Annotated in this window: 23 protein-coding genes, 2 tRNA genes and 1 riboswitch; of the genes, 14 read left to right on the forward strand and 11 right to left on the reverse strand. The window is 77.1% G+C overall.

Annotated elements, in window-relative coordinates:
• The first annotated feature begins 174 nt into the window (after positions 1-174).
• The 3 genes from LO771_RS10630 (at position 175) to LO771_RS10640 (ending at position 2,913) form a co-directional block, all read left to right on the forward strand.
• Positions 175-248, forward strand: a tRNA-Met gene (locus LO771_RS10630).
• A gap of 243 nt (positions 249-491) precedes the next feature.
• Positions 492-565: transfer RNA gene (locus tag LO771_RS10635), tRNA-Met, on the forward strand.
• Between the two features lie 629 nt (positions 566-1,194).
• Positions 1,195-2,913: a tetratricopeptide repeat protein gene (locus LO771_RS10640; protein ID WP_230650970.1), complete on the forward strand. Its 1,719-nt coding sequence runs from the start codon at positions 1,195-1,197 to the stop codon at positions 2,911-2,913.
• Between the two features lie 106 nt (positions 2,914-3,019).
• Here LO771_RS10640 and LO771_RS10645 read toward each other — a convergent pair whose 3' ends face one another.
• The 3 genes from LO771_RS10645 to hisN all read right to left on the reverse strand — a co-directional run bounded on the left by LO771_RS10645 (position 3,020) and on the right by hisN (position 5,298).
• Positions 3,020-3,442, reverse strand: coding sequence for a Fur family transcriptional regulator (locus LO771_RS10645; protein ID WP_230650395.1), 423 nt, complete (start codon positions 3,440-3,442; stop codon positions 3,020-3,022).
• Between the two features lie 350 nt (positions 3,443-3,792).
• Positions 3,793-4,209 carry a cyclic nucleotide-binding/CBS domain-containing protein gene (locus LO771_RS10650; protein WP_230650399.1) on the reverse strand — a complete coding sequence of 139 codons (417 nt, stop codon included), beginning with the start codon at positions 4,207-4,209 and terminating at the stop codon, positions 3,793-3,795.
• A 294-nt stretch (positions 4,210-4,503) separates the two neighbouring features.
• Positions 4,504-5,298: a histidinol-phosphatase gene (hisN, locus tag LO771_RS10655; protein ID WP_230650403.1), complete on the reverse strand. Its 795-nt coding sequence runs from the start codon at positions 5,296-5,298 to the stop codon at positions 4,504-4,506.
• Positions 5,299-5,434: 136 nt separating this feature from the next.
• On the opposite strand from hisN, the gene LO771_RS10660 reads away from it, so the two are divergent.
• Positions 5,435-5,938 (forward strand): MarR family winged helix-turn-helix transcriptional regulator, encoded by a 504-nt coding sequence (locus LO771_RS10660; protein WP_230650409.1) that lies wholly within the window; start codon positions 5,435-5,437, stop codon positions 5,936-5,938.
• 155 nt (positions 5,939-6,093) lie between these two features.
• On the opposite strand, the gene LO771_RS10665 is transcribed toward LO771_RS10660, so the two are convergent.
• The 4 genes from LO771_RS10665 to LO771_RS10680 form a co-directional block, all read right to left on the reverse strand.
• Positions 6,094-6,417: a multidrug efflux SMR transporter gene (locus LO771_RS10665; RefSeq protein ID WP_230650412.1), complete on the reverse strand. Its 324-nt coding sequence runs from the start codon at positions 6,415-6,417 to the stop codon at positions 6,094-6,096.
• Between the two features lie 245 nt (positions 6,418-6,662).
• Positions 6,663-7,718 (reverse strand): ribosome small subunit-dependent GTPase A, encoded by a 1,056-nt coding sequence (gene rsgA / locus LO771_RS10670; RefSeq protein ID WP_230650415.1) that lies wholly within the window; start codon positions 7,716-7,718, stop codon positions 6,663-6,665.
• Positions 7,719-7,793: 75 nt separating this feature from the next.
• The gene (aroA, locus tag LO771_RS10675; RefSeq protein ID WP_230650417.1) at positions 7,794-9,128 is read right to left on the reverse strand and encodes a 3-phosphoshikimate 1-carboxyvinyltransferase; all 1,335 of its coding nucleotides are present in this window, start codon (positions 9,126-9,128) and stop codon (positions 7,794-7,796) included.
• Positions 9,129-9,211: 83 nt separating this feature from the next.
• The gene (locus LO771_RS10680) at positions 9,212-9,955 is read right to left on the reverse strand and encodes a M50 family metallopeptidase (RefSeq protein WP_230650419.1); all 744 of its coding nucleotides are present in this window, start codon (positions 9,953-9,955) and stop codon (positions 9,212-9,214) included.
• 259 nt (positions 9,956-10,214) lie between these two features.
• Here LO771_RS10680 and LO771_RS10685 point away from each other — a divergent pair, with 259 nt between their 5' ends.
• From LO771_RS10685 to def, 8 genes are all read left to right on the forward strand, one after another.
• A complete protein-coding gene (locus LO771_RS10685; protein WP_230650422.1) occupies positions 10,215-11,015 on the forward strand; it encodes an SOS response-associated peptidase in 801 nt (266 codons plus the stop codon).
• 55 nt (positions 11,016-11,070) lie between these two features.
• Positions 11,071-11,718, forward strand: a complete 648-nt coding sequence (locus LO771_RS10690) for an alpha/beta family hydrolase (protein WP_230650425.1) — start codon at positions 11,071-11,073, stop codon at positions 11,716-11,718.
• Positions 11,719-12,079: 361 nt separating this feature from the next.
• Positions 12,080-12,736, forward strand: a complete 657-nt coding sequence (locus tag LO771_RS10695; RefSeq protein WP_255744140.1) for a sigma-70 family RNA polymerase sigma factor — start codon at positions 12,080-12,082, stop codon at positions 12,734-12,736.
• Positions 12,733-13,038 (forward strand): mycothiol system anti-sigma-R factor, encoded by a 306-nt coding sequence (gene rsrA, locus LO771_RS10700; RefSeq protein ID WP_230650427.1) that lies wholly within the window; start codon positions 12,733-12,735, stop codon positions 13,036-13,038. Before LO771_RS10695 ends, rsrA begins: the two co-directional genes overlap by 4 nt.
• 377 nt (positions 13,039-13,415) lie before the next feature.
• A complete protein-coding gene (locus tag LO771_RS10705; RefSeq protein ID WP_374228135.1) occupies positions 13,416-15,032 on the forward strand; it encodes an HD-GYP domain-containing protein in 1,617 nt (538 codons plus the stop codon).
• Positions 15,033-15,115: 83 nt separating this feature from the next.
• Positions 15,116-16,510, forward strand: a complete 1,395-nt coding sequence (locus LO771_RS10710) for an HD domain-containing protein (RefSeq protein WP_230650429.1) — start codon at positions 15,116-15,118, stop codon at positions 16,508-16,510.
• Positions 16,511-16,736: 226 nt separating this feature from the next.
• Positions 16,737-17,711 carry a hypothetical protein gene (locus LO771_RS10715; RefSeq protein WP_230650432.1) on the forward strand — a complete coding sequence of 325 codons (975 nt, stop codon included), beginning with the start codon at positions 16,737-16,739 and terminating at the stop codon, positions 17,709-17,711.
• 127 nt (positions 17,712-17,838) lie between these two features.
• Positions 17,839-18,498, forward strand: coding sequence for a peptide deformylase (gene def / locus LO771_RS10720; RefSeq protein WP_230650435.1), 660 nt, complete (start codon positions 17,839-17,841; stop codon positions 18,496-18,498).
• Between the two features lie 71 nt (positions 18,499-18,569).
• On the opposite strand, the gene LO771_RS10725 is transcribed toward def, so the two are convergent.
• The 3 genes from LO771_RS10725 to LO771_RS10735 form a co-directional block, all read right to left on the reverse strand.
• The gene (locus LO771_RS10725) at positions 18,570-19,544 is read right to left on the reverse strand and encodes a ribonucleotide-diphosphate reductase subunit beta (RefSeq protein ID WP_230650982.1); all 975 of its coding nucleotides are present in this window, start codon (positions 19,542-19,544) and stop codon (positions 18,570-18,572) included.
• Positions 19,545-19,597: 53 nt separating this feature from the next.
• Positions 19,598-22,072 (reverse strand): ribonucleoside-diphosphate reductase subunit alpha, encoded by a 2,475-nt coding sequence (locus LO771_RS10730; protein ID WP_374228136.1) that lies wholly within the window; start codon positions 22,070-22,072, stop codon positions 19,598-19,600.
• Positions 22,073-22,226: 154 nt separating this feature from the next.
• A riboswitch (cobalamin riboswitch) is annotated at positions 22,227-22,300 on the reverse strand.
• 135 nt (positions 22,301-22,435) lie between these two features.
• Positions 22,436-22,933: a GNAT family N-acetyltransferase gene (locus LO771_RS10735; protein ID WP_230650438.1), complete on the reverse strand. Its 498-nt coding sequence runs from the start codon at positions 22,931-22,933 to the stop codon at positions 22,436-22,438.
• Between the two features lie 122 nt (positions 22,934-23,055).
• On the opposite strand from LO771_RS10735, the gene LO771_RS10740 reads away from it, so the two are divergent.
• Positions 23,056-23,232, forward strand: a complete 177-nt coding sequence (locus tag LO771_RS10740) for a hypothetical protein (RefSeq protein ID WP_230650441.1) — start codon at positions 23,056-23,058, stop codon at positions 23,230-23,232.
• Between the two features lie 43 nt (positions 23,233-23,275).
• Positions 23,276-24,334, forward strand: coding sequence for a helix-turn-helix domain-containing protein (locus LO771_RS10745; protein WP_230650443.1), 1,059 nt, complete (start codon positions 23,276-23,278; stop codon positions 24,332-24,334).
• Here LO771_RS10745 and LO771_RS10750 read toward each other — a convergent pair.
• The gene (locus LO771_RS10750) at positions 24,297-25,172 is read right to left on the reverse strand and encodes a histidine phosphatase family protein (protein ID WP_230650446.1); all 876 of its coding nucleotides are present in this window, start codon (positions 25,170-25,172) and stop codon (positions 24,297-24,299) included. The two genes, LO771_RS10745 and LO771_RS10750, sit on opposite strands and share 38 nt — an antisense overlap.
• Positions 25,173-25,296 lie beyond the last annotated feature (124 nt).

The raw sequence follows: 25,296 nt of genomic DNA on the forward strand, positions 1-25,296 counted from the left end.
CGGCCCGGGCCTTCCCCTCCCCGGATCCCCGGCCGCCGCCGCGGCGGCTTTCCGCGGCCCCTTCCCGCCGGTTCCCCGGAACTCCGGCAGTCCGCGCGAAGGGGGTGCGGAGCGGTGCGGCGGAAAGCGATTCGTGATCACGGCGGAACGCGTGCTACGGTTGGGACACAACGACGCGGGGTGGAGCAGCTCGGTAGCTCGCTGGGCTCATAACCCAGAGGTCGCAGGTTCAAATCCTGTCCCCGCTACTCCGTCGGAAGGCCCGGTGCGCCAGCACCGGGCCTTCCGCTTTGCCCGGCCCCTGCGCGATCCCGGACCGCCGCCCCGGCGGCTTTCCGCGGTCTTCCCGGGGATTGCGGCCCGTGACGGTTCGTGTCCGGACGGGAACGCGTCCACGGGGGTTCGCCGTCCCGGATGCGGGCAGCAGAACGACGGGTCGGAAAGCGATTCGTGGTCGCGGCGGAACGCGTGCTACGGTTGGGACACAACGACGCGGGGTGGAGCAGCTCGGTAGCTCGCTGGGCTCATAACCCAGAGGTCGCAGGTTCAAATCCTGTCCCCGCTACTGCGTCAGAAGGGCCCGCAGCCGATCAGGCTGCGGGCCCTTCTGCTTTCCGCCGGAGGCGTCCCCCCGTCTCCGGGCCGCGCCCCGGTGCTCCGCCGACGGGGCGCCGACGCGGCGCCGGCGGGGCCCGCGCGGGCCGCCCCGTCGGACCCGGCGACACGCCGACGGGGTTTGTGGAGTTGATCTGTCGGGAAGTCGATAAAACGCTGAAGTAACATCAGGTCCTGCGGTATACCAGGTGTACGCGGCTTCCGGGTGGTGCGACGATGAGCGGCATGGGGGAGGGTGCAGAGGTTTTGAAGGGTCAGGTGCGTACGCCTGCAGGCGGATCGGGCTCACTGCTCCACCGCCTCGCGGACACGCTCGCCGCCGTCTTCGCCGACCACGCCGACGACAGCCCCTCGGGGGCGCTGCCCGCCCAGCGCTCCGGCGTGCACTCCCTGGTCGACCTCCAGGTCCCGCAGGCCGTCGCCCTCCTGGCCCCGCCCCGCAGCCCCCTGTCCGGCCGCGCCGCCGCCCTCCCGGCGGCGGACCCCGCTGGCGCGGACCTCCCGGCGGACCGCGCCGCAGGCCCGGCCGCCGACCCCGCAGACCTTCCGGACGGCCCCGCGGAGGACGACGGCGGCCCGCTGCCGGGGCCCGGCACCGCCGACCGGTCCGCGTCCGCCGCCGGCTTCGAGGCCGCCCTCGCCGCCCGGGAGGAGGCGGCCCTGGAGGCCCGCTACCGCGGTGCCGCGGCGGCGGGCGACCCCGGCGCCGCCAGCCTGCTCGGCGCCCTGCTGCTGCGCCGCGGCGACCTGGAGGAGGCCGAGCCCCACCTGAGGCGCGCCGCCGCCGCGGGCCTGCGGCCCGCCGCCAACAACCTCGGCGTCCTGCTCCACCGGCGCGGCCTGCGCGAGGAGGCCGCCCAGTGGTGGCGGCAGGCGGCCGTCGCCGGGAGCGCGCCCGCCGCGCACGCCCTCGGCCTGCACCTGCGCGACCACGGCGACGAGTCGGGCGCCGAGTACTGGCTGCACTCCGCCGCCGACCAGGGGCACCCGCTGGGCGCCTACGCGCTCGCCGACCTGCTGGAGCACCGCCGCGACGTCCGCGCCGAGCGCTGGTTCCGCGCCGCCGCCGAGGCGGGGCACCGCGAGGCGTCGTACCGGCTCGCCCGGATGCGGGAGGCGGCGGGGGACAAGGAGACCGCCGGGACCTGGTACCGCACCGCCGCCGCCCGCGGCCACGCCCGCGCCGCCCTGCGGCTGGGTGTGCTGCTGGAGGAGCGTGGCGAGCGGGACGAGGCGGCCCGCTGGTACCGGCAGTCGGCCGGCGGCGGCGAGCCCCGGGCCGCCTGCGCCCTCGGCTTCCTGCTGCGCGACTCCGGCGACACCGCCGCCGCGGCCGACTGGTGGCGGCAGGCGGCCGAGGGCGGGGACGGCAACGCCGCCAACGCGCTCGGGGCCCTGCACGCCGAACGGGGTGAGACGGCCCTCGCCGAGCGCTGGTACCGCGCCGCACTGGACGCGGGCGACCACAACGGCGCCTTCAACCTCGGCCTGCTGTGCGCCGCGGCCGGCCGCGGGGCGCAGGCCGAGCAGTGGTACCGGCGGGCGGCCTACGCCGGCCACCGTGAGGCGTGCAACGCCCTCGCCGTGCTGCTCCTCCAGCGCGACGACCCCTCCGGCGCCCTGCCCTGGTTCTCCAAGGCCGCCGAGGCGGGCAGCGTCGACGCGGCCTTCAACCTGGGCATCCTGCACGCCGCCCGCGGCGACCAGCACGAGGCCCAGGAGTGGTACGCCCGGGCGGCGGCCGAGGGCCACGGCGAGGCCGCCCTGCAGCTCGCCGTCGCCAGGGAGCGGCGCGGCGACCTGGACGCCGCGGAGCACCGCTACCGGCAGGCCGCCGGGGCGGGCTCGGCCGAGGCGGCCTTCCGGCTGGCCTCGCTGCTGGAGCGGCAGGGCGGCGACGACGACGAGGCGGCCCGCTGGTACGAGGCCGCCGCCGAGGGCGGCCACAGCCGCGCGCAGGTGCGGATGGGCGTGCGGGCGGCGGCGCAGGGCGACGTGGACGCCGCGGAGGGCTGGTACCGGAGGGCGGCGGAGGCCGGGAGCCGCAGCGCGGCGTTCAACCTCGGCCTGCTGCTCGCCCGCGAGGGCGCGGAGGCGGCGGCGGCGCTCTGGTACACCCGGGCCGCCGACGCGGGCCACGGCCGGGCCGCACTGCGGCTGGCGCTGGCGGCCGTGCGGCGCGGGGACCTCGCGCAGGCCCGGAACTGGTGCCGGAGGGCGGCGGAGGCCGGGCCGGCCGAGGTGGCGGAGCGGGCTGGGCGCCTGCTGGAGGCGCTGGACGCCGAGCTGACCGCCTGACCCGCGGACGGGCACGGGCCCTCCGGGTCCCGCCCCGGGAGGGGTGGGCGTCCGGCCCCGGTGGGCCGGCGGACCGGTGCCGTCCCGGCGGTCTCCCGGGCCGTGCTCAGGCGGCGGTGGCGCTGCAGTCGGGGCAGGTGCCCCGGTAGGTCACCTCGACGTCGGAGACGGTGAAGCCGAACCGCTCGCCGGCCGGCAGGGCGGCCAGCGGGTCGCCGACCGGGTGCACGTCGCGGATCGTCCCGCAGTGCGAGCAGACCAGGTGCTGGTGTGCGTGGTGGGCGTTGGGGTCGTAGCGCCGGGCCCGGCCGTCGGTGCTGACCTCCAGCACCTCGCCCAGGGTCACCAGCTCGCCGAGGGTGTTGTAGACGGTGGCCCGGCTGATCTCCGGCAGCAGCCGCGCGGCCCGCGCGTGGACCTCGTCCGCGGTCAGGTGGACGTGGTCGCCGTCGAGCACCTCGGCGACGACCCTCCGCTGGGCGGTGAGCCGCCAGCCGCGGGTGCGCAGTCGTTCCAGGAGGTCGCTCATTCCGTCAGGATACCAGGGGATGTCCGAACCCGTAATATGTCGTGAATTGGTCATGATAGTGAATTGGACTTTGTCCATGTCGTGGTCCGGGGGCCCGATCGCGATGGTGATCGGGATCGCGCGCCGTGGCGGCCCGACCCCGCGGAACCGCTCCGGTGGCGGCCCGGGACGGACCCGGGCCGCCCTCGCCGCCGGGGCGGACGCTTCCGCCGCGCACGGCCGGAACCCCGGGCGGCGGGTCCGGCTCGGAGGGTTCGGGCCGGCGGCGGGTTCGGGCCGGACGCCGATCGCGCGGGACGGGGATCGGGCCGGCGGGGGATCGGGCCGGCGGGGGATCGGGCCGGAGGGGTTCAGGCCGGGACGGCTGCGGCGGACCCGGGGGCCGCCGTGCGGCCCGCCCCGACCCAGCAGCGCAGGACGTCCCGCACCGAGATGATGCCGGCGACCCCTCCGCCGTCGAGCACCACCAGGTGGCGGAAGCCGCCCCGCACCATGGCGGCGGCGGCTTGGTCGAGGGTCCACTCGGGGCCGGCGAAGACGACGTCGGTGGTCACGTGGGCGTGGGCGGTCTCCAGGTCGGGGTCCTGGCCGCGGCCGAGGGCGTTGAGGACGTCCCGCTCGGTGAGGATGCCGATCCCGCAGGTGTCGGGGTCGAGGACGACGGCGGCGCCGATGCGGCGCCCCGACATCAGGCGTGCGGCGTGGCGGAGGGTGTGGGCGGGGCCGATGGTGAGCACCACCGGACTCATGGCGTCGCGGACGAGCACGTGCGGACCACCTCCTGGGCAGGGGGGCGGGCGAGCTCGGGAATCCCTTCACACATTCACAAGCTCCGGGATTCCCATGTTCACATGCCCGTACCGCCCTGACCAGAGGGCCGGACGGAACCGGGGGAATCCGGCACCCCGGACGGTGCGCGGTGCCGTCCGCGGTCCGCCCGGCGGCGTCCGTGCCCGGCGTGCGCGCCGGCCGCGCCCGCACGGACGAGCCGTCACGCGCCGGTGTTCACGCGCCCGTGCCCGTGCGCCCGTTTCCGCGCGCCCGTTTCCGCGCGCCCGCCGTCAGACGCTCAGCCGGGACAGCAGCTCCCCGTGCAGGATCCCGTTGGAGGCCGCCGCGTCCGCGCCCCCGGGCCCGTCCACCCCGTCCAGGCCGGTGAAGCGGCCGCCCGCCTCCTGCACCACGATGCAGGGCGCCGCCATGTCCCACAGCGACAGCTCCGGCTCCGCCGCGATGTCCACCGCCCCCTCGGCCACCATCATGTAGGACCAGAAGTCGCCGTAGGCGCGGGTCCGCCAGCAGGACCGGGTGAGGTCGAGGAAGGGCTCCAGCCGTCCGCGCTCCTCCCAGCCCGACAGCGAGGAGTACGAGAACGAGGCGTCCTCCAGCCGCGACACCCCGGAGACGTGGATCCGGCTCGCCCGGGTCAGGTCCCGCCCGGTGTAGGCGCCCGCCCCCCGGGCCGCCCACCAGCGGCGGCCCAGCGCCGGTGCGGAGACGATGCCGACCACCGGCTGCTCGCCGTCCGGCCCCAGCTCCAGCAGGGCGATCAGGGTGGCCCAGACCGGCACGCCGCGCACGTAGTTCTTGGTGCCGTCGATCGGGTCGATCACCCAGCGGCGGGGCCCGGTGCCCCGCCGCCCGAACTCCTCGCCCATCACGGCGTCGCGCGGCCGGGCGCGCTGCAGGACGCCGGCCACCAGTTCCTCGGCCGCCTTGTCGGCGTCGCTGACCGGCGTGAGGTCCGGCTTGGTCTCCACCTCCAGGTCGAGGGCCCGGAAGCGCTCCAGGGTGACGGAGTCGGCCGAGTCGGCGAGGACGTGGGCGAGGCGGAGGTCGTCGTGGTAGTCCGGCATGGCCTCACCGTAGCCACCCGCGCGCCCGCGGGTCACCTCGGCTCGCGCGCGGTGCGCCCCGGCTCGTGCGCCCGGCGGATGCGGACCCGTCCGATCGGGGGGTCCGGACGGGGCCCCGCATGGCTACTGTGGCCCCATGGGACAGCGGGCAGCGGGACCGGCCGCCGGCGGCGCGGCCGCCACGGACATCTCCGACCACGAGCTGGTGACCCTCTACGGGCTGCTGCTGGAGGGGTGCGTCCGCACCGAGCGCCGGGTGCGCGTCGAGCGGGTGGCGGGGGTGGACCTGCCCGGTCCCTGGTTCGAGGTGCTGGTCAGACTGCTGCGCACCCCCGGCCGCCGGCTGCCGATGACGCGGCTGGCCCACGACGTCTCCCTCACCAGCGGCGGCTTCACCAAGCTTGCCGACCGGATGGCTGCGGCGGGCCTGATCGACCGTCAGCCCTGCCCCGGCGACCGCCGGGTCACCTACACGGTGCTCACCCCGCGCGGCGCGCGGCTCGCCGAGGAGGGGCACCGCCGCCACGCGGCCCTGCTGCGGCGGCACTTCCTGGCCCCGCTGGGGGCGGACCGCGCCGACCAGCTGGCCGCGCTCATGCAGGTGCTGAGGGACGCCAACAGCGACCCCGGCGAGGAGTGAGCCGCCCGGCCGGTCCGCCGGACCCGCGGCGCCGGCCCGCCGGGCCGGTCCGCCCGGTGCCCCGGCCCTCTCCGCGCCCCGGCCCTCTCCGCCCCCCGGCCCTCTCCGTGCCCCGGCCCCCTCCGCGCCCCGGCCCCCTCCGCGCTCCCGCCCGCTCAGTGCGCGGTGCCGCTGAGCTGCAGGCCGACCGCCCCGGCCACGACCAGGGCGATCGAGACCAGCTTCAGCGTGTTCGTGCTCTCGCCGAGCCAGATCATGCCGTACGTGGCGCTGCCCGCCGCGCCGATCCCGGTCCAGACCGCGTACGCGGGACCGACCGGCAGGTGCTTGAGGGAGAGCGTGAGCAGGCCGAAGCTCGCCAGCGCGAAGCAGCAGAAGGCGACGGTGGGCCAGAGGCGGGAGAACCCGTCGCTGAGCTTGAGGCAGACCGCGAAGCCCGTCTCGAACAGGCCCGCGCAGACCACCAGCAGCCATGCCATGGACACATCCCCCAAGGTTCGGTTCCGGCCGACGTGCCGACGTGCGCGCCGCCGCACCCGCGGTTCCCATCCGTCCGGTGGCCGGTCTCCCCGCGGGCGCGGCGGCGGCCGACCGCCCGGAGGCGGCCGGCCGCGCGTCCGCTTACGGAGAGTATGCACGCCGGGGCGCCCCCGCGGCCGCCCGGCGTACGCGGCTCGTCCGCGGCCGGCCCGGCGGTGCCCGGCCGCGCGGGGGGAGGGGCGGGTCAGTCGTCCTCGCGGGTGTCGCGGGTGGCCAGCAGCCGCCGCAGCGAGTACAGCCGCGCCGGGTCGGCCTTGCCGGCCTCCACCCAGGCGTCCAGCGCGCAGTCCGGCTCGTCGTGGCTGCAGGCGCGCGGGCAGTCCGCGGTCCCCGGGTCCAGGTCGGGGAAGGCGTGGATCACCCGGGAGGGGTCCACGTGGGAGAGGCCGAAGGACCGGAAGCCGGGGGTGTCGATGACCCAGCCCGGCGCCAGGGCCCGCTTCGAGCCGGGCTTCGCCCCCGGCGGCGCGGGGAGCCGCAGCGCGAGCGCCGAGGTGGTGGTGTGCCGGCCGCGGCCGGTGACGGCGTTGACCTGCCCGGTGGCCCGCTGCCGGTCCGGGACCAGGCCGTTGACCAGGGTCGTCTTGCCGACGCCGGAGTGGCCGACGAAGACGGTGGCGCGGTCGCGCAGCAGCTCCCGGACCGTCTCGGCGTTCTCCTCGTCCAGGTCGTCGCGGCGGGTCACGACGTGGCGGATCCCCAGCGGCGCGTACACCTCCAGCAGCGGGTCGGCGGGCGCCAGGTCGGACTTGGTGAGGATGAGCAGCGGTTCCATCCCCGCGTCGTACGCCGCCACCAGGCAGCGGTCGATCAGCCGGGGCCGCGGCTCGGGGTCGGCGAGGGCGGTGACGATGGCGAGCTGGTCGGCGTTGGCCACCACCACCCGCTCGTACGGGTCGTCGTCGTCCGCGGTGCGCCGCAGCACCGACGTGCGGTCCTCGACCCGGACGATCCGGGCCAGGCTGTCGGGCTCGCCCGACAGGTCCCCGACGAGGGCCACCCGGTCGCCGACCACCACGCCCTTGCGGCCCAGCTCGCGGGCCTTCATCGCGGTGACCGACCGCTCCTGCCGGGTCCCGGCGTCCACCAGGCAGGTGAGCCGGCCCCGGTCCACGGTGAGGACCATCGCCTCGGCGGCGTCCTCGTGCTTGGGGCGGGTGCGGGTGCGGGGGCGCGAGCCCCGCCGTGCGGGGCGGGCCCGGATGTCGTCCTCGTCGGAGTCCTTGCCGTAGCGGCGCATGCGGGGTGTCAGGCCTTCGGGTCGTGCGGGTTCGGGCGGTTCGTCACGGGGGGTCCTCTGCCGGTGGGCGGGCGGTCAGGCGGTGGCCGGCGCGGCGGAACCGGCCAGCATGGCGGTCCACAGGCCGGGGAAGTCGGGGAGGGTCTTGCCGGTGGTGGCGACGTCCTCCACCTGCACGCCGGGCACGGCCAGGCCGAGCACGGCGGCGGCGGTGGCCAGCCGGTGGTCCTCGTAGGTGCGGAAGACGCCGCCGTGCAGCGGGCGGGGGCGGATCCGCAGGCCGTCCGCGGTCTCGGTGACGTCGCCGCCCAGCCCGTTCAGCTCCTTGGCGAGCGCCGCCAGGCGGTCGGTCTCGTGCAGCCGCAGGTGGGCGATGCCGTACAGGTGGGACTCGGAGTCGGCCAGCGCCGCCACCGCCGCGACCACGGGGGTGAGCTCGCCGACCTCGTGCAGGTCGGCCTCGATGCCGAGGATCCGGCCGCCGCCGGTCATGGTCAGGCCCTCGTCGCCGATCCCGCAGGAGCCGCCCATGGCGGTGAGGATCTCCCGCAGGCGGTCGCCGGGCTGCGTGGTGCGCCGCGGCCAGTCGCGGACGGTGACCCGGCCGCCGGTGACCAGCGCCGCGGCCAGGAACGGCGCCGCGTTGGACAGATCGGGCTCGACGACCAGGTCGCAGCCGAGCAGGGCGCCGGGGGTGACCCGCCAGACGTCGGCCTCGCCGCCGTCCTCGGGCGCGTCCACCTGCGCGCCGGCCGCCCGCAGCATCTCCACCGTCATCCGGATGTGCGGCAGGGACGGCAGCGGCCCGCCGACGTGCCGCACCTCCAGGCCCTGGTTGTACCGGGCGCCGGAGAGCAGCAGCGCGCTGACGAACTGCGACGAGGAGGAGGCGTCCACGGTGACCGTGCCGCCGTCCAGGGCACCGGTGCCGTGCACGGTGAGCGGCAGGGCGCCGCGGCCCTCGTCGTCGATCCGCGCACCGAGGGCGCGCAGCGCGTCGATCACGCCGTGCAGCGGCCGCTCGTGGGAGCGGGGGTCCCCGTCGAAGTGGACCGGGCCGTCGGCCAGCACGGCGACCGGCGGCAGGAACCGCATCACGGTGCCCGCGTTGCCCACGTCCACCGAGGCCGGGCCGCGCAGGCCGGCCGGGATGACCCGCCAGGCGTCGCCGCCGCCGGTGCCGCCGGTGGCGTTGTTGACGGTGTCCTCGATGCCCACGCCCAGCGACCGCAGCGCGGACGCCATCAGCAGGGTGTCCCGGCTGCGCAGCGGGCGCCGGATCCAGCCGGGCTCCGAGGCGAGGGCGGCCAGCACCAGCGCGCGGTTGGTGACCGACTTGGAGCCGGGCACGGTGACGGTGGCGTCCACGGCGGAGGACGCGGTCGGGGCGGGCCAGAGGTCATCGGTCATGCCGCAAGCGTAGAGGGTCCGGGCCCCGCGGCCCCCGAGCCGTCCGTCCGCCGGACGGCGGGTCCGCGTCCCGGCGCCGCCCCTCAGCGGGCGGTCAGCCAGCCGGCCCCCGCGAGCAGGCCGGCCAGCGCGGTGACCAGGAAGAGCCCCACCCAGAGCACCGGGGCCACCCCGGTCAGCCGGCCGAGCTGGTCGGCGTCCGAGTCGGGCGCCCCGCCGTGCCGCCGCTTGCGCTGCAGCTCCACCACCGGGCGCACCCCCGACAGCAGCAGGAACCACACGCCCAGGTAGGCGAAGGCGGCCTGCACCCGGTCGCCCGCGTACCAGGAGACCAGCAGGAAGGCCGCGCCGGTGGCCACGACCGTCAGCACCCCGAAGGCGTTGCGGACCATCACCAGCAGCCCGGCCAGCAGCGCCGTCGCCGTCCACAGCAGGGCCGTGACGTGCCCCGAGGCCAGCAGCGCCGCCCCGCCCAGGCCGAGCAGCGGCGGGGCGAGGTAGCCGGCCGCGGCGGTCAGCACCATGCCCGCGCCGGTGGGCCGGCCCGAGGAGACGGTGAGGCCGGAGGTGTCCGAGTGGAGCCGGATGCCGGAGAGGCGGCGCCCGGTGAGCAGGGCCGTCAGGCCGTGGCCGCCCTCGTGGGCGATGGTGACGACGGCGCGGCTCACCCGCCACAGCGGCGGTGCGAGCACGGCGGCGAGCGCGACCGCGCCGGTGGCGAGCACCAGCCAGGCGGGCGGGTCTGGCTGGGTGCCGGTGACGCGGCTCCAGGCGTCGCCGATGCCGCGCCCGACCGTCGCAGCCGTCCCCGCCGCCGTCTCCACCACCGCGTCCTCCGTATCGCCGACCTCCCGGGGCACCGGCCCGGGGCGCCCGTCCGGGGCGCCCTGCCGGGGGGTCCGCCCCGGACGCGGCTCCGGGACGCCCGTCCGGACGCCCCTGCGGCGCGCCCGTCCCCGACGTCCCTCCGGTGCCCGGCCGCCCGAGGGGAACGGGCAGCTTCGCACGGGAGGACGAGCGGAGGCCAGTCCCCGGTTCGCCCCGGGTCCGCCCCGCGGTGGGGCCCGCGCGTGGCAGGGTGGACGCATGTGCGGTCGCTATGCGTCGGGCCGGAGGCCCGAGGACCTGGTCGAGCTGTTCGGGGTGGAGCGGTGGGACCCCACCGAGACCATCGCGCCGGACTGGAACGTGGCCCCCACCAAACCCGTGTGGGCGGTCATGGACCGGCCGCCGAAGGACGCCCCTCCCGAGGGCGCCCCGCCGGAGGGGGCGGACCGGCCGGTCCGCCAGCTCCACGTGCTGCGCTGGGGCCTGGTCCCCTCCTGGTCGAAGACGCCCGAGGCGGGCGTCAAGATGATCAACGCCCGTGCGGAGACCGTCCACGAGAAGCCCGCCTACCGCCGCGCCTTCGCCTCCCGCCGCTGCCTGCTGCCCGCCGACGGCTACTACGAGTGGCACACCCCGGAGACCGCCCCGGACGGGCCGAAGGGGCGCGCCCGCAAGCAGCCGTACTACATCACCCCCGCCGACGGCTCGGTCATGGCGATGGCCGGCCTGTACGAGTGGTGGCGCGACCGCTCCCGCCCCGCCGACGACCCGGGGGCGTGGCTGTGCACCTGCACCGTGCTCACCACCGACGCCGAGGACGCCCTCGGCCGCATCCACCCCCGGATGCCGCTGCTGGTGGAGCCCGGCGGGTACGACGCCTGGCTCGACCCGGACCGCAGCGACCCCGACGAGCTGCGCTCGCTCCTGGTGCCCCCGGCCGCCGGGAGGCTCGCCGCGCGCCCGGTCTCCCCGGCGGTGAACAATGTGCGCAACAACGGCCCGCAGCTGACCGAGCCGATCCCCGCCGACCAGGTGCTGGGCGACGCCACGCTGTTCTGACGCCCCGGACCGCCCCCGGGCCCGGCCGTGGCCGCCGCAGCAGGAGGAGCAGCACGTGGAGCGCAGGACCGTCGCCACCCCGGCCGGGGACGCCCGGGTGTCGCTGGCCCGGGCCGAGGGGCGCCCCCGGGCGCTGCTGGCGCTCGGGCACGGCGCCGGCGGCGGCGTGGAGGCCCGCGACCTGCAGGCGGTCGCCGCCGCCCTGCCGCCCCTCGGCGTCACGGTCGCCCTGGTCGAGCAGCCCTGGCGGGTCGCGGGCCGGAGGGTCGCCCCCGCCCCGGCGGCGCTGGACACCGGCTGGCTGCCCGTCGCGGAGGCGCTGGCCGCCGATGCGGACGGGGTCCCGCTGCTCGTCGGCGGCCGCAGCGCGGGCGCCCGCGTCGCCTGCCGCACCGCGCTGCGCAGCGGCGCCGCGGGGGTCGTGGCGCTGGCGTTCCCGCTCCACCCGCCGGGGAGGCCGGAGCGCAGCCGGGCCGGGGAGCTGACCGGGGCCGGCGTGCCGGTCCTGGTGGTGCAGGGCCTGCGGGACCCCTTCGGACGGCCCGGGGAGTTCCCGGCGCCGCCGCCCGGCGGCGCCCTGGTCGCGGTGCCCGGCGCGGACCACGGCTTCGCCGTGCCGAGGCGCGGCGCGCCGACGCAGGAGGAGGCGCTCGCCGCGGTCGCCGGGGCCGTGGCCGACTGGGTGCTGCGCCTCGCCGGGTGACGCCTCGCGCGGCCGCACGGACCCCTCGCGGGGCCCGTTCCCGGCCGGTGCCCGCCTCCCGGGAATGTCCGGGACGCCGCCGCGGTTGAGCACCGGTGTAGGTACACACGTCGGTGGAAAGGCAGTGCCCATGGGCTCGATCGCTTGCCCCGAGCGCCGCGGGGAGAAGGCGGGCAACCCCGCCGTCCTCTGGTCGGAGTGGCTTGTCGCGGGCGAGAAGACCCCCGGCCCGATATCCTCCCTTTCTAGCCGGACCATCACGGGCCGGCCACGCGTCACCGAGGAGGTGGGTCCGGTCGCCGGGACCGAGGACGACACCGGGGCTGCGGAGAACGCAGGCCGGGAGCTCAGCGGGGAGGAGCTGGCCGACGCCATCGGCGAGGACACCTTCCGCGTCCCCGCCGGGGAGTCGGAGGACTCGCGCCGCGAGCGGTTCGAGCGCGACGCCCTGGGTTATCTGGACCAGATGTACTCCGCCGCGCTGCGCATGACGCGCAACCCCGCGGACGCCGAGGACCTGCTCCAGGAGACCTTCGCCAAGGCGTACGCCTCCTTCCACCAGTTCCGCGAGGGCACCAACCTCAAGGCCTGGCTGTACCGGATCCTCACCAACACCTTCATCAACTCCTACCGCAAGAAGCAGCGGGAGCCCCAGCGCACCGGGGCCGAGGAGATCGAGGACTGGCAGCTGGCCCGCGCCGAGTCGCACATGTCGACCGGCCTGCGCTCCGCCGAGGCCCAGGCGCTGGACCACCTCCCGGACAGCGACGTGAAGGAGGCCCTCCAGGCGATCCCGGAGGAGTTCCGCATCGCGGTCTACCTCGCGGACGTCGAGGGCTTTGCCTACAAGGAGATCGCCGACATCATGGGTACCCCCATCGGTACCGTGATGTCCCGTCTCCACCGGGGGCGCCGTCAGCTGCGCGGGCTGCTCGAGGACTACGCCAGGGACCGGGGGCTGGTCCCGGCCGGCAGTGGGGCGGGTGCGGGGGACGAGGCGAAGGGCTCGGGCACATGAGCTGCGGTAACCCGCACGAGACGGACTGCGGAGAGGTGCTCGACCACCTCTACGAGTACCTCGACAACGAGATGGACGAGGGCGACTGCGCCAAGCTCCGCCAGCACTTCGAGGAGTGCTCCCCCTGCCTGGAGAAGTACGGGCTGGAGCAGGCCATCAAGGCGCTGATCAAGCGGTCCTGCGGCTGCGACACGGCCCCCAGCGACCTGCGCAGCAAGGTGCTGGCGCGGATCGACTCCATCCGGACGGCCCAGCGCGCCGACACCGCCTACGCCGCGGCGGAGGCCCTCCCGCAGGAGTGAGCGGCGCGGCCGGTCCGCACGCCGGCCCGGCCCGCCGCCCCGGGGTGTGACGGGACCGGGCCGGCCGTGCGGACCGGCCGCACCCGCACCCCTCGGCGGCCGCGCCGGGTCCCGTCCCGGCACCAGGCGAGCCGCCGCCCGCGCCCGGTGTCACCCGAACGTGGGAATCAGGCTCCGCCGACCCGGCCAATCCGGCGAGCGGCCCGTCCGAGGCCCGTCCGCGGCCTATCCTCCGTGGCGGGCGGTCCGCACCACCGGGGCCGCCGTACCCGACCGGTACGGAGGCCGTCATCGCTGCCGATCCCGCGGAGCCCGGCCCGGGCGCCGCGCTCCCTCCCGCCGCCCGGATCTGCCTGACCGCGGCCGCCGCAGCCGCCTTGCCCTGCCTGCTGCCGCTGCTCCCGCCCCTCCGGGAGGCCCTGCCGGCGGCCCGCTGGGCGGGCGAGCCCGTGCCCTGGTCCCGGCTCGCCGTCCTCACCCTCCTGTACGCCGGCTGCGACCTGGTCGCCCGCGGCCTCCCCGCCCGTCCCGGCCCGCGGGACCGCACCGGCCCGCGGGACCGCGCCGACCTGCCGTGCGACGCCCTGCCGCCCCTCCCGTCCCGGGCGGAGGCCGCCGCCAGCGGGGCCTTCCTCCCCGTGCTGCTCGCGGGCGCGCTGATGCTGCCGCCCTCGGCCGCCGCCCTCGCCGCCCTCCCCGCCGCCCTGCTCGGCCGGGTGCCGCCGCCCCGCGCGGCCCGCCGGCTGTGGAACGCCTCCCAGCTCGCCCTCTCCGCCTTCGCCGCCGCCGCCGCCTTCCGGCTGCTGCACGGCCCGGCGCTGCTGCTCGGCGCCCGGTTCCCCGGCGCACTGCTCCCCGCCGCGGCGGCCGCCGCCGTGTTCTGCCTGGTCAACGGCGTCCTGCTGGGCCTGGTCACCGGCCTCGCCGACCCGTCGTCCCGCCGTCCCGCCCCCCGGGGTGGCATCCTGCTGCGCAGCGCCGTCCCCTGCCTCGTCCACGGCATGGCCGCCCTGGTGATGGCCGCCCTGTGGCAGGGCCCCTACGGCGCCTTCGCCGCCGTCGTCGCCCTGCTGCCGCTCTCCGTCTCCTGCTGGGTGTACGCCCAGTACCACCGTGAGCAGGCCGCGCACCGCGCGACCGTGCGGGCCCTGGTGCAGGCCGTCGAGATCAAGGACGAGTACACCCGGGGCCACAGTGAGCGCGTCGGGCGGGCCGCGGTGCTCATCGCCCGCCAGATCGGCATGGCCGAGGAGCGCCTCCACTCGCTGCGGTTCGCCGGGATCCTGCACGACGTGGGCAAGCTCGGCGTGCCCACCCCGCTGCTCCGCAAGAACGGCCCGCTCACCCCGGAGGAGCGGCGCGCCGTGGAGCTGCACCCCGAGTACGGGCACGAGATGGTCCGCGGCATCGGCTTCCTCCGCGAGGCGCGGGCCGGGATCCTGCACCACCACGAACGCGTCGACGGCCGCGGCTACCCCTACGGCCTCGCGGGGGAGGAGATCCCCGAGTTCGCCCGGGTGATCGCGGTGGCCGACGCCTTCGACTCCATGACCTCCACCCGCTCCTACCGCCGCGGCAGGCCCGTCCACGAGGCCGTGGAGGAGCTGCACCGCTGCTCGGGCACCCAGTTCGACCCGCGGATGGTCCGGGCCCTGGTCACCGCCGTCGAACTCCACGGCTGGCGGCCCGCCGCACCCCCGCCCGGCGGCTACGCGGGCGAGGTCCCGGACATCCCCCTGGGCCTGCCCGACCCCGTCCCCGGGCCCGCGCACGCCTCGGCCCCCGGGCAGGTGCCCGCAGCCGCGCCGGGCCCCCGCCCGGCCCGGCGGACCGCCGCACCCGCCGCCCCCGCACCCGCCTCCGCCCCCGCACCCGCCTCCGCCCCCGCACCCGCCTCCGCCCCCGCACCCGCCTCCGCCCCCGCACCCGCCTCCGCCCCCGCGCCCGCCGCCGACGCCGGCGTCGAGGACACCGCCCGGCCGGGCCGCCGGTGAGCGCGCCCCCGGCCGCCCGCCGGCCGCTGGACCGGGCGGCGCCCCGCCCCCCGCGGCCCGTCCCGCGCCCTCCCGCCGCGCCGGTGCCCCTGGCCGCGGTCGCCGCCGTGCACGCCGCCGCCGTCGCCCTCGTCCTCGCCGCCGCCGCGGCCGTCCTGGCCGGCGGCCTCGCCGACGTCCGCGCCGCCCTGGCCTTCGGCGCCCTGATCGCGGCCGGCGAGGCCGTCCGCATCACCCTCCCCGGCGACCGCGAGCTGGCCCCCGTCGGAGCCGCCGGGGCGCTCGCCTACGCCCTGCTGGGACCCCTGCGCGGGCTGCCCACCGGCCACGGCGTGCTCCAGACCGTCGCCGTGACCGCCGCCGCCGGACTGCTCGGCACCCTCCCGTACACGCTGCGCGGCCGCCCCCCGCAGCCCGACCGGACCGCCCGCCGCCTCCTCACCACCGCCTTCGCCGCCGCCCTCTTCCAGCCGCTCTACAACTCCGGCGCCCTCGACCGGGTCGCCACCCGCGGCGCCCAGTACGGGCTCGTCCTCGCCGCCGCCGCCGTCCTCGCCGCGCTCTTCGACGTCGTCCTCGCCGCACTGCTGCGCAGCGCCCGCGCCCGGATCCGCTTCGGCCCCGCCCTCGTCGCCGAGCTGCACGCCCTGCCCGGCATCGGCTCGGCGATCGCTGCCACCGGCCTGGTCATCAGCCTCGGCGCGGGCGAGGTCGGCCTCTGGGCGCTGCCCGTCTTCTCCGTCCCGCTGCTGCTCACCCAGCTCTCCTTCCGCCGGTACGGGGCGACCGCCGCCACCCGGCGGCAGAGCGTCGCCGCGCTGGCCCGCGCCACCGAGGTCGCCGGCTACACGCTGCCCGGCCACGCCCGCCGCGTCGCGGCGCTCTCCCGCGCCGTCGGGAGCCGGCTGGGCCTGCCCGGACGGGACCTGGAGCTGCTGGAGTGCGCCGCGCTCATGCACGACATCGGCCAGCTCTCACTGGTGGAGCCGGTGCCCGGCGGCGCCACCGCCCTGCTGCCGCCCGAGGAGCAGCGGCGGATCGCCCGGCTCGGCAGCGAGGTGATCCGGCACACCGGCGTCCCGCCCGAGGTGGCGGTCTTCGTCGAGCTGCAGGCACGCCCGTACCGCACGGCCGACGGCCGCCGCGACCCCGCCGTGCCCACCGCCTCGCGCATCATCCGGGCTGCCAACGCCTACGACGACCTGGTCTGCGACGACCCCCGGCTGGCCCGCCGCCTGGAGGTCCTGGAGCAGCTCCGCCTGGAGACCGGCCGCGCGTACGACCCCCGGGTGGTGGAGGCGCTGACCGCGGTCTGCACCGGGGCCGGCCCCGCGGGACCGGCGGACGACCGGCGCCGGGGGCGTCCCGCATGGTTGGATGCGGCGGCGGAGTGGGAGGAGCAGGGCGGGGCCGTGTCCGTCCGGGCACCGCACCGCGCATCGTGGACGAGGAACGGGGCAGGGGGCCGTCATGAGTGAGCGGACCGGGGCAGGGCCGGCGTCCGCCGGCGGGGAGGTCCGGGCCTCCGGGGGCGGCCTGCCGGCGGCCATCGCGTAGCGCTCCGGCTCCGCCCGCCGTACTGTGCGGGCGTGGACCGGACCGGCCCGCGCGACGGCACCCCGTCCGCCGCGGCGGCGCCGCCCGCCGCGCGAGCCGGAGGAACGACCGACCAGAGGACGACCAGAGGACAACGGCAGGGACGACGTGAGGATCTTCCACCGGGCGAGGCACCGGCCGTCCGCCACCTGGCGGCAGACGACCGACCGGGCCTTCACGCTCATCGGCAACGGGCGCTACGAGGACGCGGGCGCCCTGCTCGTCATGGCCGCCGACCTGGAGCCCTGGCTCTCCGACTCCTGGTACAACCTCGCGCTGCTGCACAAGTTCCGCCGGGACTGGGAGCAGGCGCGCGCCGCCGGGCTGCGCGCCGTCGCCCTGCTCGACCGCGCCCACGGCGCCCCCGACTGGTGGAACCTCGGCATAGCCGCCACCGCGCTCCAGGACTGGCCGCTCGCCCGCCGCGCCTGGCAGGCGTACGGCCTGCGGGTGCCCGCGGGCGAGGGGCCGGTGCGCCTCGACTTCGGCACCACCCCGGTCCGGCTCTCCCCGGAGGGCGAGTCCGAGGTCGTCTGGGGCCGCCGCCTGGACCCGGCCCGGGTCGAGGTGCTGTCCATCCCGCTGCCGTCCTCCGGCCGCCGCTGGGGCGAGGTGGTGCTGCACGACGGCGCCCCGCACGGCGAGCGCGTCGCCGACGGCGTGGCCTACCCCGTCTTCGACGAGATCGAGCTGTGGGCCCCCTCGCCGGTCCCCACCCACGTGGTGCTGCTCCAGGCCGCCACCGAGCCCGACCGCGACGCCCTGGAGCGGCTGGTCGCCGACGCGGGCTACGCCGCCGAGGACTGGACCTCCTCGGTGCGGCTGCTCTGCCGGACCTGCTCCGAGAGCCGCATGGACACCGACGACGGCAGCGCCGACCACCACGACCCGCACGACGACGGCGACGCCGCCCACCCCGGGCACCTCAGCCACCTCAGCCACCGCGGGGAGGGCCTGTCGTGGATCGCGGAGCGCGAGTGCGGCATCGCCGCCCCCGCCGACCGGGTCGGTCCGCTGCTGGACGAGTGGGTCGCCGCGGCCCCCGGCACGCGCGCCTACCGGGACCTGGAGGAGGTCTGCTGAACCGCGGCAGGTAAGGGGCGCGGACCGGCCCCGGACCCGTACGCTGGGATCCGCACAGCCCGGGCACCCCGCAGGCGGACCTGCGGGCGCCCTCCAGGCCCCTCCAGGAAGACGAAGCGGAACAGCGATGGCGGAGCAGCACGAGCACGACACCCCCACCACCCGTGAGGGCGGCACCGACGAGGCGGCGGCGCCCGGGTCCCCCGAGGCGCCCGTGAAGGTGGTCGGGGAGGAGCCGGACACCTCCCGCGGCACCGTCCGGCCGGTCACCGTCGTCGGCAACCCCGTCCTGCACCGCCCCTGCCGGACCGTCACCGACTTCGACGCCGCCCTCGCGTCCCTCATCGACGACATGTTCGTCTCCATGTACGCCGCCGACGGCGTGGGCCTGGCGGCCAACCAGATCGGCGTCGACGCCCGCGTTTTCGTCTACGACTGCCCCGACGACGAGGGCGTCCGCCACGTCGGGTACGTCGTCAACCCGGTCCTGGAGGACCTGGACGCCTCCCGCCGCCTCCTCGACGAGTCCCCCGAGGGCTGCCTCTCCGTGCCGGGCGCCTACGCCGAGCTGGCCCGGCCCGACTACGCGGCAGTCACCGGGCAGGACCGGGACGGCAACGGGATCCGGGTGGAGGGCACCGGCTTCTTCGCCCGCTGCCTCCAGCACGAGACCGACCACCTCAACGGCTACCTCTACATCGACCGCCTCTCCAGGCGCGACCGCAAGGACGCGCTGCGGCAGATGGCCGAGTCCACCCCCAAGTACGCCACCGTGCCCAACGACTGAGCGGCACCGCCGTGCGCGGGACCGGCCCCCGGCCGGCCCCGCGCACGCCCGCGGGGGCGGCCGGCGGCCGCTCAGAAGTCGTCGTCGAAGGAGACCGAGCCCTCCACCGCCACCTGGTAGGCGGAGACGCGGCGCTCGAAGAAGTTGGTCAGCTCCTGGACGTTCTGCAGCTCCATGAACCCGAAGGGGTTCGCCGAGCCGTAGCGCGGCGGCAGGCCGAGGCGGGCGAGGCGCTGGTCGGCGACGCACTCCAGGTACTGCCGCATCGAGTCGGTGTTCATGCCCGGCAGCCCGTCGCCGCACAGGTCCCGCGCGAACTGCAGCTCCGCCTCGACGGCCTCCTCCAGCATCGCCGTGACCTGCCGGCCCATCTCCTCGTCGAAGAGGTCCGGCTCCTCCTCGCGCACGGTGTCCACCACCTGGAAGGCGAAGTCCATGTGCATGGACTCGTCGCGGAACACCCAGTTGGTGCCGGTCGCCAGCCCGTGCAGCAGGCCGCGGCTGCGGAACCAGTAGACGTAGGCGAAGGCGCCGTAGAAGAACAGGCCCTCGATGCAGGCCGCGAAGCAGACCAGGTTGAGCAGGAACCGGCGGCGGTCCTCCCTCGTCTCCAGCCGCTCGACCCGCTCCACCCCCCCGCCCCCCTCCAGGGAGGCCATCCAGCGGAAGCAGAACTGCGCCTTCTCCCGGATGGAGGGGATGTTCTCCACGGCGGCGAAGGCGGCCGCGCGGTCGTCCGGGTCGGGCAGGTAGGTGTCCAGCAGGGTCAGGTAGAACTGGACGTGGACGGCCTCCTCGAAGAGCTGCCGGGAGAGGTAGAGCCGCGCCTCGGGCGAGTTGATGTGCCGGTACAGGGTCAGCACCAGGTTGTTCGCCACGATGGAGTCGCCCGTGGCGAAGAAGGCGACCAGCCGCCCCAGCAGGTGGCGCTCGCCCGGGCCCAGCTTCGCCAGGTCGGCGACGTCGGAGTGCAGGTCCACCTCCTCCACGGTCCAGGTGTTGCGGATGGCGTCCCGGTACCGGTCGTAGAAGGCCGGGTAGCGCATGGGCCGCAGGGTCAGCTCGAAGCCCGGGTCGAGGAGGTTCTTCTCACGGTCCGTCACTGGCAGGCCTCGCAGGACTCGGGGTTCTCCAGGGAGCAGGCGGCTGCCTGCTGCTCCGGGGTGGGCGTGGGGGCGGAGGAGGGCGCCGCCGTGCCGGCGGCGGCGCGGGCGATGCGGGTCGCGGGCCGGGACCGCAGGTAGTAGGTGGTCTTCAGGCCCGACCGCCACGCGTGGGCGTACATCGAGCTGAGCCTGCCGATGGTGGGCGCGGCCATGAAGAGGTTGAGCGACTGGCTCTGGTCCAGGTACGGCATGCGGGCCGCGGCCAGGTCGATCAGGGCGCGCTGCGGCAGCTCCCAGGCGGTGCGGTACAGCGTCCGCAGCCCCTCCGGCAGGCCGGGGACGTCCTGGACCGAGCCCTCGCCCGCCCGCAGGGCCTCACGGGTGGCGGGGGTCCACAGCCCGAGGGCCTTGAGGTCGGCCACCAGGTAGGGGTTGACCTGCAGGAACTCGCCGGAGAGGGTCTCGCGCTTGAAGAGGTTGGAGACCTGCGGCTCGATGCACTCGTAGACGCCCGCGATGGAGGCGATGGTCGCGGTGGGGGCGATCGCCAGCAGCAGCGCGTTGCGCAGGCCGCCGGCGGCGACCCGGGCCCGCAGGGCGTCCCAGCGGTCCGTCCAGTGCGGGGCGGCGTCGGGGAAGTGGTCGACGTGCAGCTGCCCGCGGGCGGCCCGGGTCTCCTCCCAGGCCGGGTGCCGGCCCAGCCGCCCGGCCAGGTCGCAGGAGGTCTCGTACGCGGCCAGCATGATCCGCTCGGCGACGAGGGTGGACAGCCGCCGCGCCCCCGCGGAGTCGAAGGGCAGCCGCAGCCGGAAGAGGACGTCCTGCAGGCCCATCACGCCGAGGCCGACGGGGCGCCAGCGGGCGTTGGAGGCGGCGGCCTCGGGGGTCGGGTAGTAGTTGGTGTCCACCACCCGGTCGAGGAAGGTCACGGCGGTGCGGACGGTGGCGTCCAGCCGCTCCCAGTCGAAGGCGGCCAGGGGGTCCGCGCCGTCGAGCGGCCCCTCGGCCATGTGGGCGGCGAGGTTGACCGAGCCGAGGTTGCAGACGGCCGTCTCGGAGTCGTCCGTCACCTCCAGGATCTCGGTGCACAGGTTCGAGGAGTGGACGGTGCGGCCGGGCAGGGCCGTCTGGTTGGCGGTCCGGTTGGAGGCGTCCTTGAAGGTCATCCAGCCGTTGCCGGTCTGCGCGAGGGTCCGCATCATCCGGGCGTACAGGGTGCGCGCGGGGACGGTCCGCACGGCCTTCCCGGCCCGCTCGGCCGCCTCGTACGCGGCGTCGAACGCCCCGCCCCACAGGTCGGTCAGCTCCGGCACGTCGGCGGGGGAGAAGAGCGACCAGTCGGCGTCGGCCTCGACGCGCCGCATGAACAGGTCGGGGATCCAGTGCGCCAGGTTGAGGTTGTGGGTGCGCCGCGCCTCCTCGCCGGTGCTGTCGCGCAGCTCCAGGAACTCCTCGACGTCGGCGTGCCAGGTCTCCAGGTAGACGCAGGCCGCGCCCTTGCGGCGGCCGCCCTGGTTGACGGCGGCGACGGAGGCGTCGAGGGTGCGCAGGAACGGCACGATGCCGTTGGAGGTGCCGTTGGTGCCGCGGATCAGCGAGCCGCGGGAGCGGACCCGGGTGAAGGGGATGCCGATGCCGCCGGCGTGCTTGGAGAGCCGGGCGACCTGCGCGTAGCGGCTGTAGATCGAGTCCAGCTCGTCCAGCGGCGAGTCCAGCAGGTAGCAGGAGGACATCTGCGGGTGCCGGGTGCCGGAGTTGAAGAGCGTGGGGGAGGACGGCAGGTACTCAAGGCGGCTCATCAGCCGGTACAGCTCCGCGACCTCGGCCACGGACCGCGCCGAGTCGCCCACGGCCAGCCCGCACGCGACCCGGAGCAGGAAGTGCTGCGGGGTCTCCAGCACGCGCCGGGTGACGGGGTGCCGCAGCAGGTAGCGGGAGTGCACGGTGCGCAGGCCGAAGTACTCGAAGCGGTCGTCGCCGCCGGGGTCGACCAGGGCGTCGAGGGCGTCCGCGTGCCGGGCGACGAAGGCGGCGGTGGTGTCGCCGATCAGGCCCTCGCGGTGTCCGGCGGCGACGGAGGCGGCGAAGCAGACCGCGCCCTCGCCGACGGCCTCGTCGGCGATCTCCCGGGCCAGCAGCCGGGCGGCGAGCCGGGAGTAGCCGGGGTCCTCGGCGGTCAGCGCGGCGGCGGCCTCGACGGCGAGGGAGCGCAGCTCCGCGAAGCCGGACCCGGCGCTGCGGCCGCGCAGGGCGGCGGCGGCGACCCGGCCGGGGTCGACCGCGGGCAGGTCGGCGGTGCAGTCGGTGAGGACCCGCAGCAGCGCGGCGCCGGGGTCGGCGTGCTCCGGGTCGCCGTGCTCCGCGCCGGTGTGCTCCGGGCCGGTGTGCCCGGGGCTCCCGGGCCGGGGGGCGCCGGGCCCGTCCTGCGACGGTTCTGCTGACAGGCCCGCTGGGGCGGCAGTGGTCAACGCGCTCTCTCCTCGCGGCGTGGTGGCCACCGGGCCGCCGGGGGAGGGCAGGGGTGCGCGCCGACGCGGGCGCGCCGGGGCGTCCCCGGCCCACCCGCGAGGCCCGGACGTACGGCGCCCGGCGGCGCAGGGGCGCACCGGACGCACCGTCGGCAGGCACTCGGACTCGCGGGCCCGGAGGCCCGCACACCGCTGCGGGGCAGTCCCGGACTCGCACCGGGTTCCCCTGCATCGACAGCGAGGAGAGCATACATCTGGGGGGTGGGGGCGGCGACCACCCCCACATCTTGTGTGCCGCCCGGGACGGAGCGGGTGACACCGGGTCAGCCGCCGGTGCCGCCCCGGCGCGGGTCCCGGCCGCCGTCAGAGCCCGGCCGCGTAGACCCACAGGTCCACGCCCGGCACGGGCGACCAGTCCCGCTCCGGGGCCCGCCGGAAGCCCAGCCGCTCGTACAGCCGGTGGGCGGCGTGCATGCCCTGCTGCGTGGAGAAGGCCATCCGGGACAGCCCGTGTGCCCGCGCCCGCTCCATCGAGGCCCGGACCAGCGCCTCCCCGGCGCCGCGGCCGCGCGCCGCGCGCGCGACCGCCAGCATCCGGATCTCCCCCTCGTCCTCCCGGGCGATGTCCGCCCACGGGCCGCCCGGGAGGGCGAAGGTCACGCAGCCGACGACCGCTCCGCCGGCGGCGGGGTCGGCGGCGACGAGGAGCTCCGCCTCAGCGGCACGGGTGCGGGCGTCGCGGAGGAGGCGGACGTAGTCCCCGTCGGCGGAGGTGTGGCCGTCCCCGACGAAGGCGTCCGCGGTGATGCGGCCGGCCTGCTCCAGGTCCTCGGGGCGCGCGGTGCGTACGACGATGTCCATGCGTCCAGTCTCCCGGAGCGCGGTGTCCGCGGGCCCGGCCTCCACGAGCCCGGCCTCCACGAGCCCGGCGTCCACGAGCCCGCCGGCCACGAGCCCAGGGTGAGGGAGGGCCGCTCGGGCCCGTGGGGGTCCGCGGGGTAGCCGCCGGGGCGGTGGCCGCCGACGGCGCGGTGGTGCCTGGCGTCCAGGCCGACGAGGAGGCCGAGGAGGCCGAAGCCGCCCACGACCGCGAGGAGTGCGAGTGCGGTGTCCATGGCTCCACCCTGGCACTTGCATGCACGTGCAACGAGTGGCAGTGATGCCACTCTTGCGCGAAAAGCTGCCACCCGGCAGGCTGGGGGCATGCTGAAGGACGTCGTCGCCGTGGTGCTGGAGGAGGTCCACCCCTTCGAACTCGGCGTGGCCTGCGAGGTCTTCGGTCTGGACCGCAGCGACCAGGGCCTGCCGGTGTACGACTTCGCCGTCGCCTCCCACCGGCCCGGCCCGATGCGCACCCACGCCGGGTTCTCCGTCGACGTGCCGCACGGGCCGGAGCGGCTGGCCACCGCCGACCTGGTGATCTCCGTGGCCGCCGACATCCGCGGCAGCTACCCGCCGGAGCTGCTGGACGCCCTGCGCGCCGCCGTCGACCGGGGCGCCCGGGTGCTCTCCATCTGCTCCGGGACCTTCCTGCTCGGCGCCGCCGGCCTGCTGGACGGCCGCCGCTGCACCACCCACTGGCGGTACCTCGACCTGCTGGCCGCCCGCCACCCGCTGGCCACCCTGGAGCCCGACGTGCTCTACGTCGACGAGGGCCAGGTCGTCACCTCGGCCGGGACCGCCGCCGGCATCGACGCCTGCCTGCACATCGTCCGCCAGGAGCAGGGCAGCGAGGTGGCCCGCGCCATCGCCCGGCGCATGGTGGTCGCGCCCCACCGGGACGGCGGCCAGGCCCAGTTCGTGGAGCGGCCGCTGCCGGAGTCCGAGGGCGACTCGCTCTCCGGGCTGCTGGACTGGATGCGCGCCAACCTCGACCGCGAGTCCACCGTGCAGCAGCTCGCCGCCCGCGCCCACATGTCGCCGCGCACCTTCGCCCGCCGCTTCCAGCAGGAGACCGGCACCACCCCCCACCGCTGGCTGGTCGGCCAGCGGGTGCTCCAGGCGCAGCGGATGCTGGAGGGCACCGACGAGACGGTGGAGGCCGTCGCCGCCGCCACCGGCTTCGGCAACGCCGCGACGCTGCGGCACCACTTCGGCCGGTGGCTCGGCACCACGCCGCAGGCCTACCGGCGGACCTTCCGCGGACCGGCCGCCGCCCCCGTCCCCGCCGCCGCACCCGTCCCGGCGCCCGCCCCCGCCCCGGCGCCCGCCCCCGGGGCCGTGCTCACCGCGGCAGCCCTGCCAGGTGTCCGGTCTCGTTGAAGCAGACCGGCTGCATCCGGCCCGCCTCCCGCCGCCAGGCGGAGACCGAGGCGTTGCCCACCGGTCCGGCGGCGTGCACCGCCAGCAGCGCGGCCTCGTCCAGGCCCTCCAGGACGTGGCGCAGCATCAGCACCACGTTGTCGTGGCAGACCAGCAGCACCGGCCGCCCGTCGCCCGGCCGCCCGTCGCCCGTCCCCGCGCCGTCCGGCCCGGCGTGGTCGGCCCGGTCTGCCCCGTCGGCCCGGCCTGCCCGGTCTGCCCCGTCGGCCCGGTCGGCCCGGTCGGCCCGGTCTGCCCCGTCGGCCCGGTCGGCGCGGCCGGTCGGGCCGTCGTGCCCGGCCAGGTCGGCGAGGAGGCTGCGCACCCGCAGCGCCACGTCGGCCCAGGACTCGCCCCCCGGCGGCCGGTAGTACAGCGGCCCCAGCCGGCGGCGCCGGGCCGCCTCCTCCGGGTGCCGGACCTCGATCGCCGCGGCGGTCAGCATCTCCAGCACCCCCAGCTCCCGGTCGCGCAGCCGCTCGTCGTACCGCACCGGCAGCCCGGCGCCGAACCCGGCGAGCGCGTGCTCCGCCGTCTGCCGCGCGCGGACGTACGGGGAGCACCAGACGGCCTGCGGCCGCAGCGCGCCGGGGAGCGCCGCCAGGCGGCGTCCCAGGGCGTCGGCCTGGCGGCGGCCGAGCGCGGTGAGCGGGATGTCGGCGTCCCGGCAGTCGATGGGCACCTCCAGGGCGCCCGCGGCCTCGGCCACCGCGAAGAGCGCGTTGGCGGTCGACTCGCCGTGCCGCACGGCGACGATCGCGGGCGGCAGCCCCGCCCCCCGCACCGGTGGTCCCCCCATCGCCGCGCCCCTTCCGCCGTCCCGGCCCCGGGCGGCCGCACGCCGCGGGCCGCCGCCCCCAGTCTCCCGGAGGCGGCGGCCTGTGCGCGGCGGAAACCGCGCGGTGCGGCGTGCGGCGAGGCGT

The organism is Streptacidiphilus sp. ASG 303 (genome assembly GCF_020991365.1).
Taxonomy (GTDB): Bacteria; Actinomycetota; Actinomycetes; order Streptomycetales; family Streptomycetaceae; genus Peterkaempfera.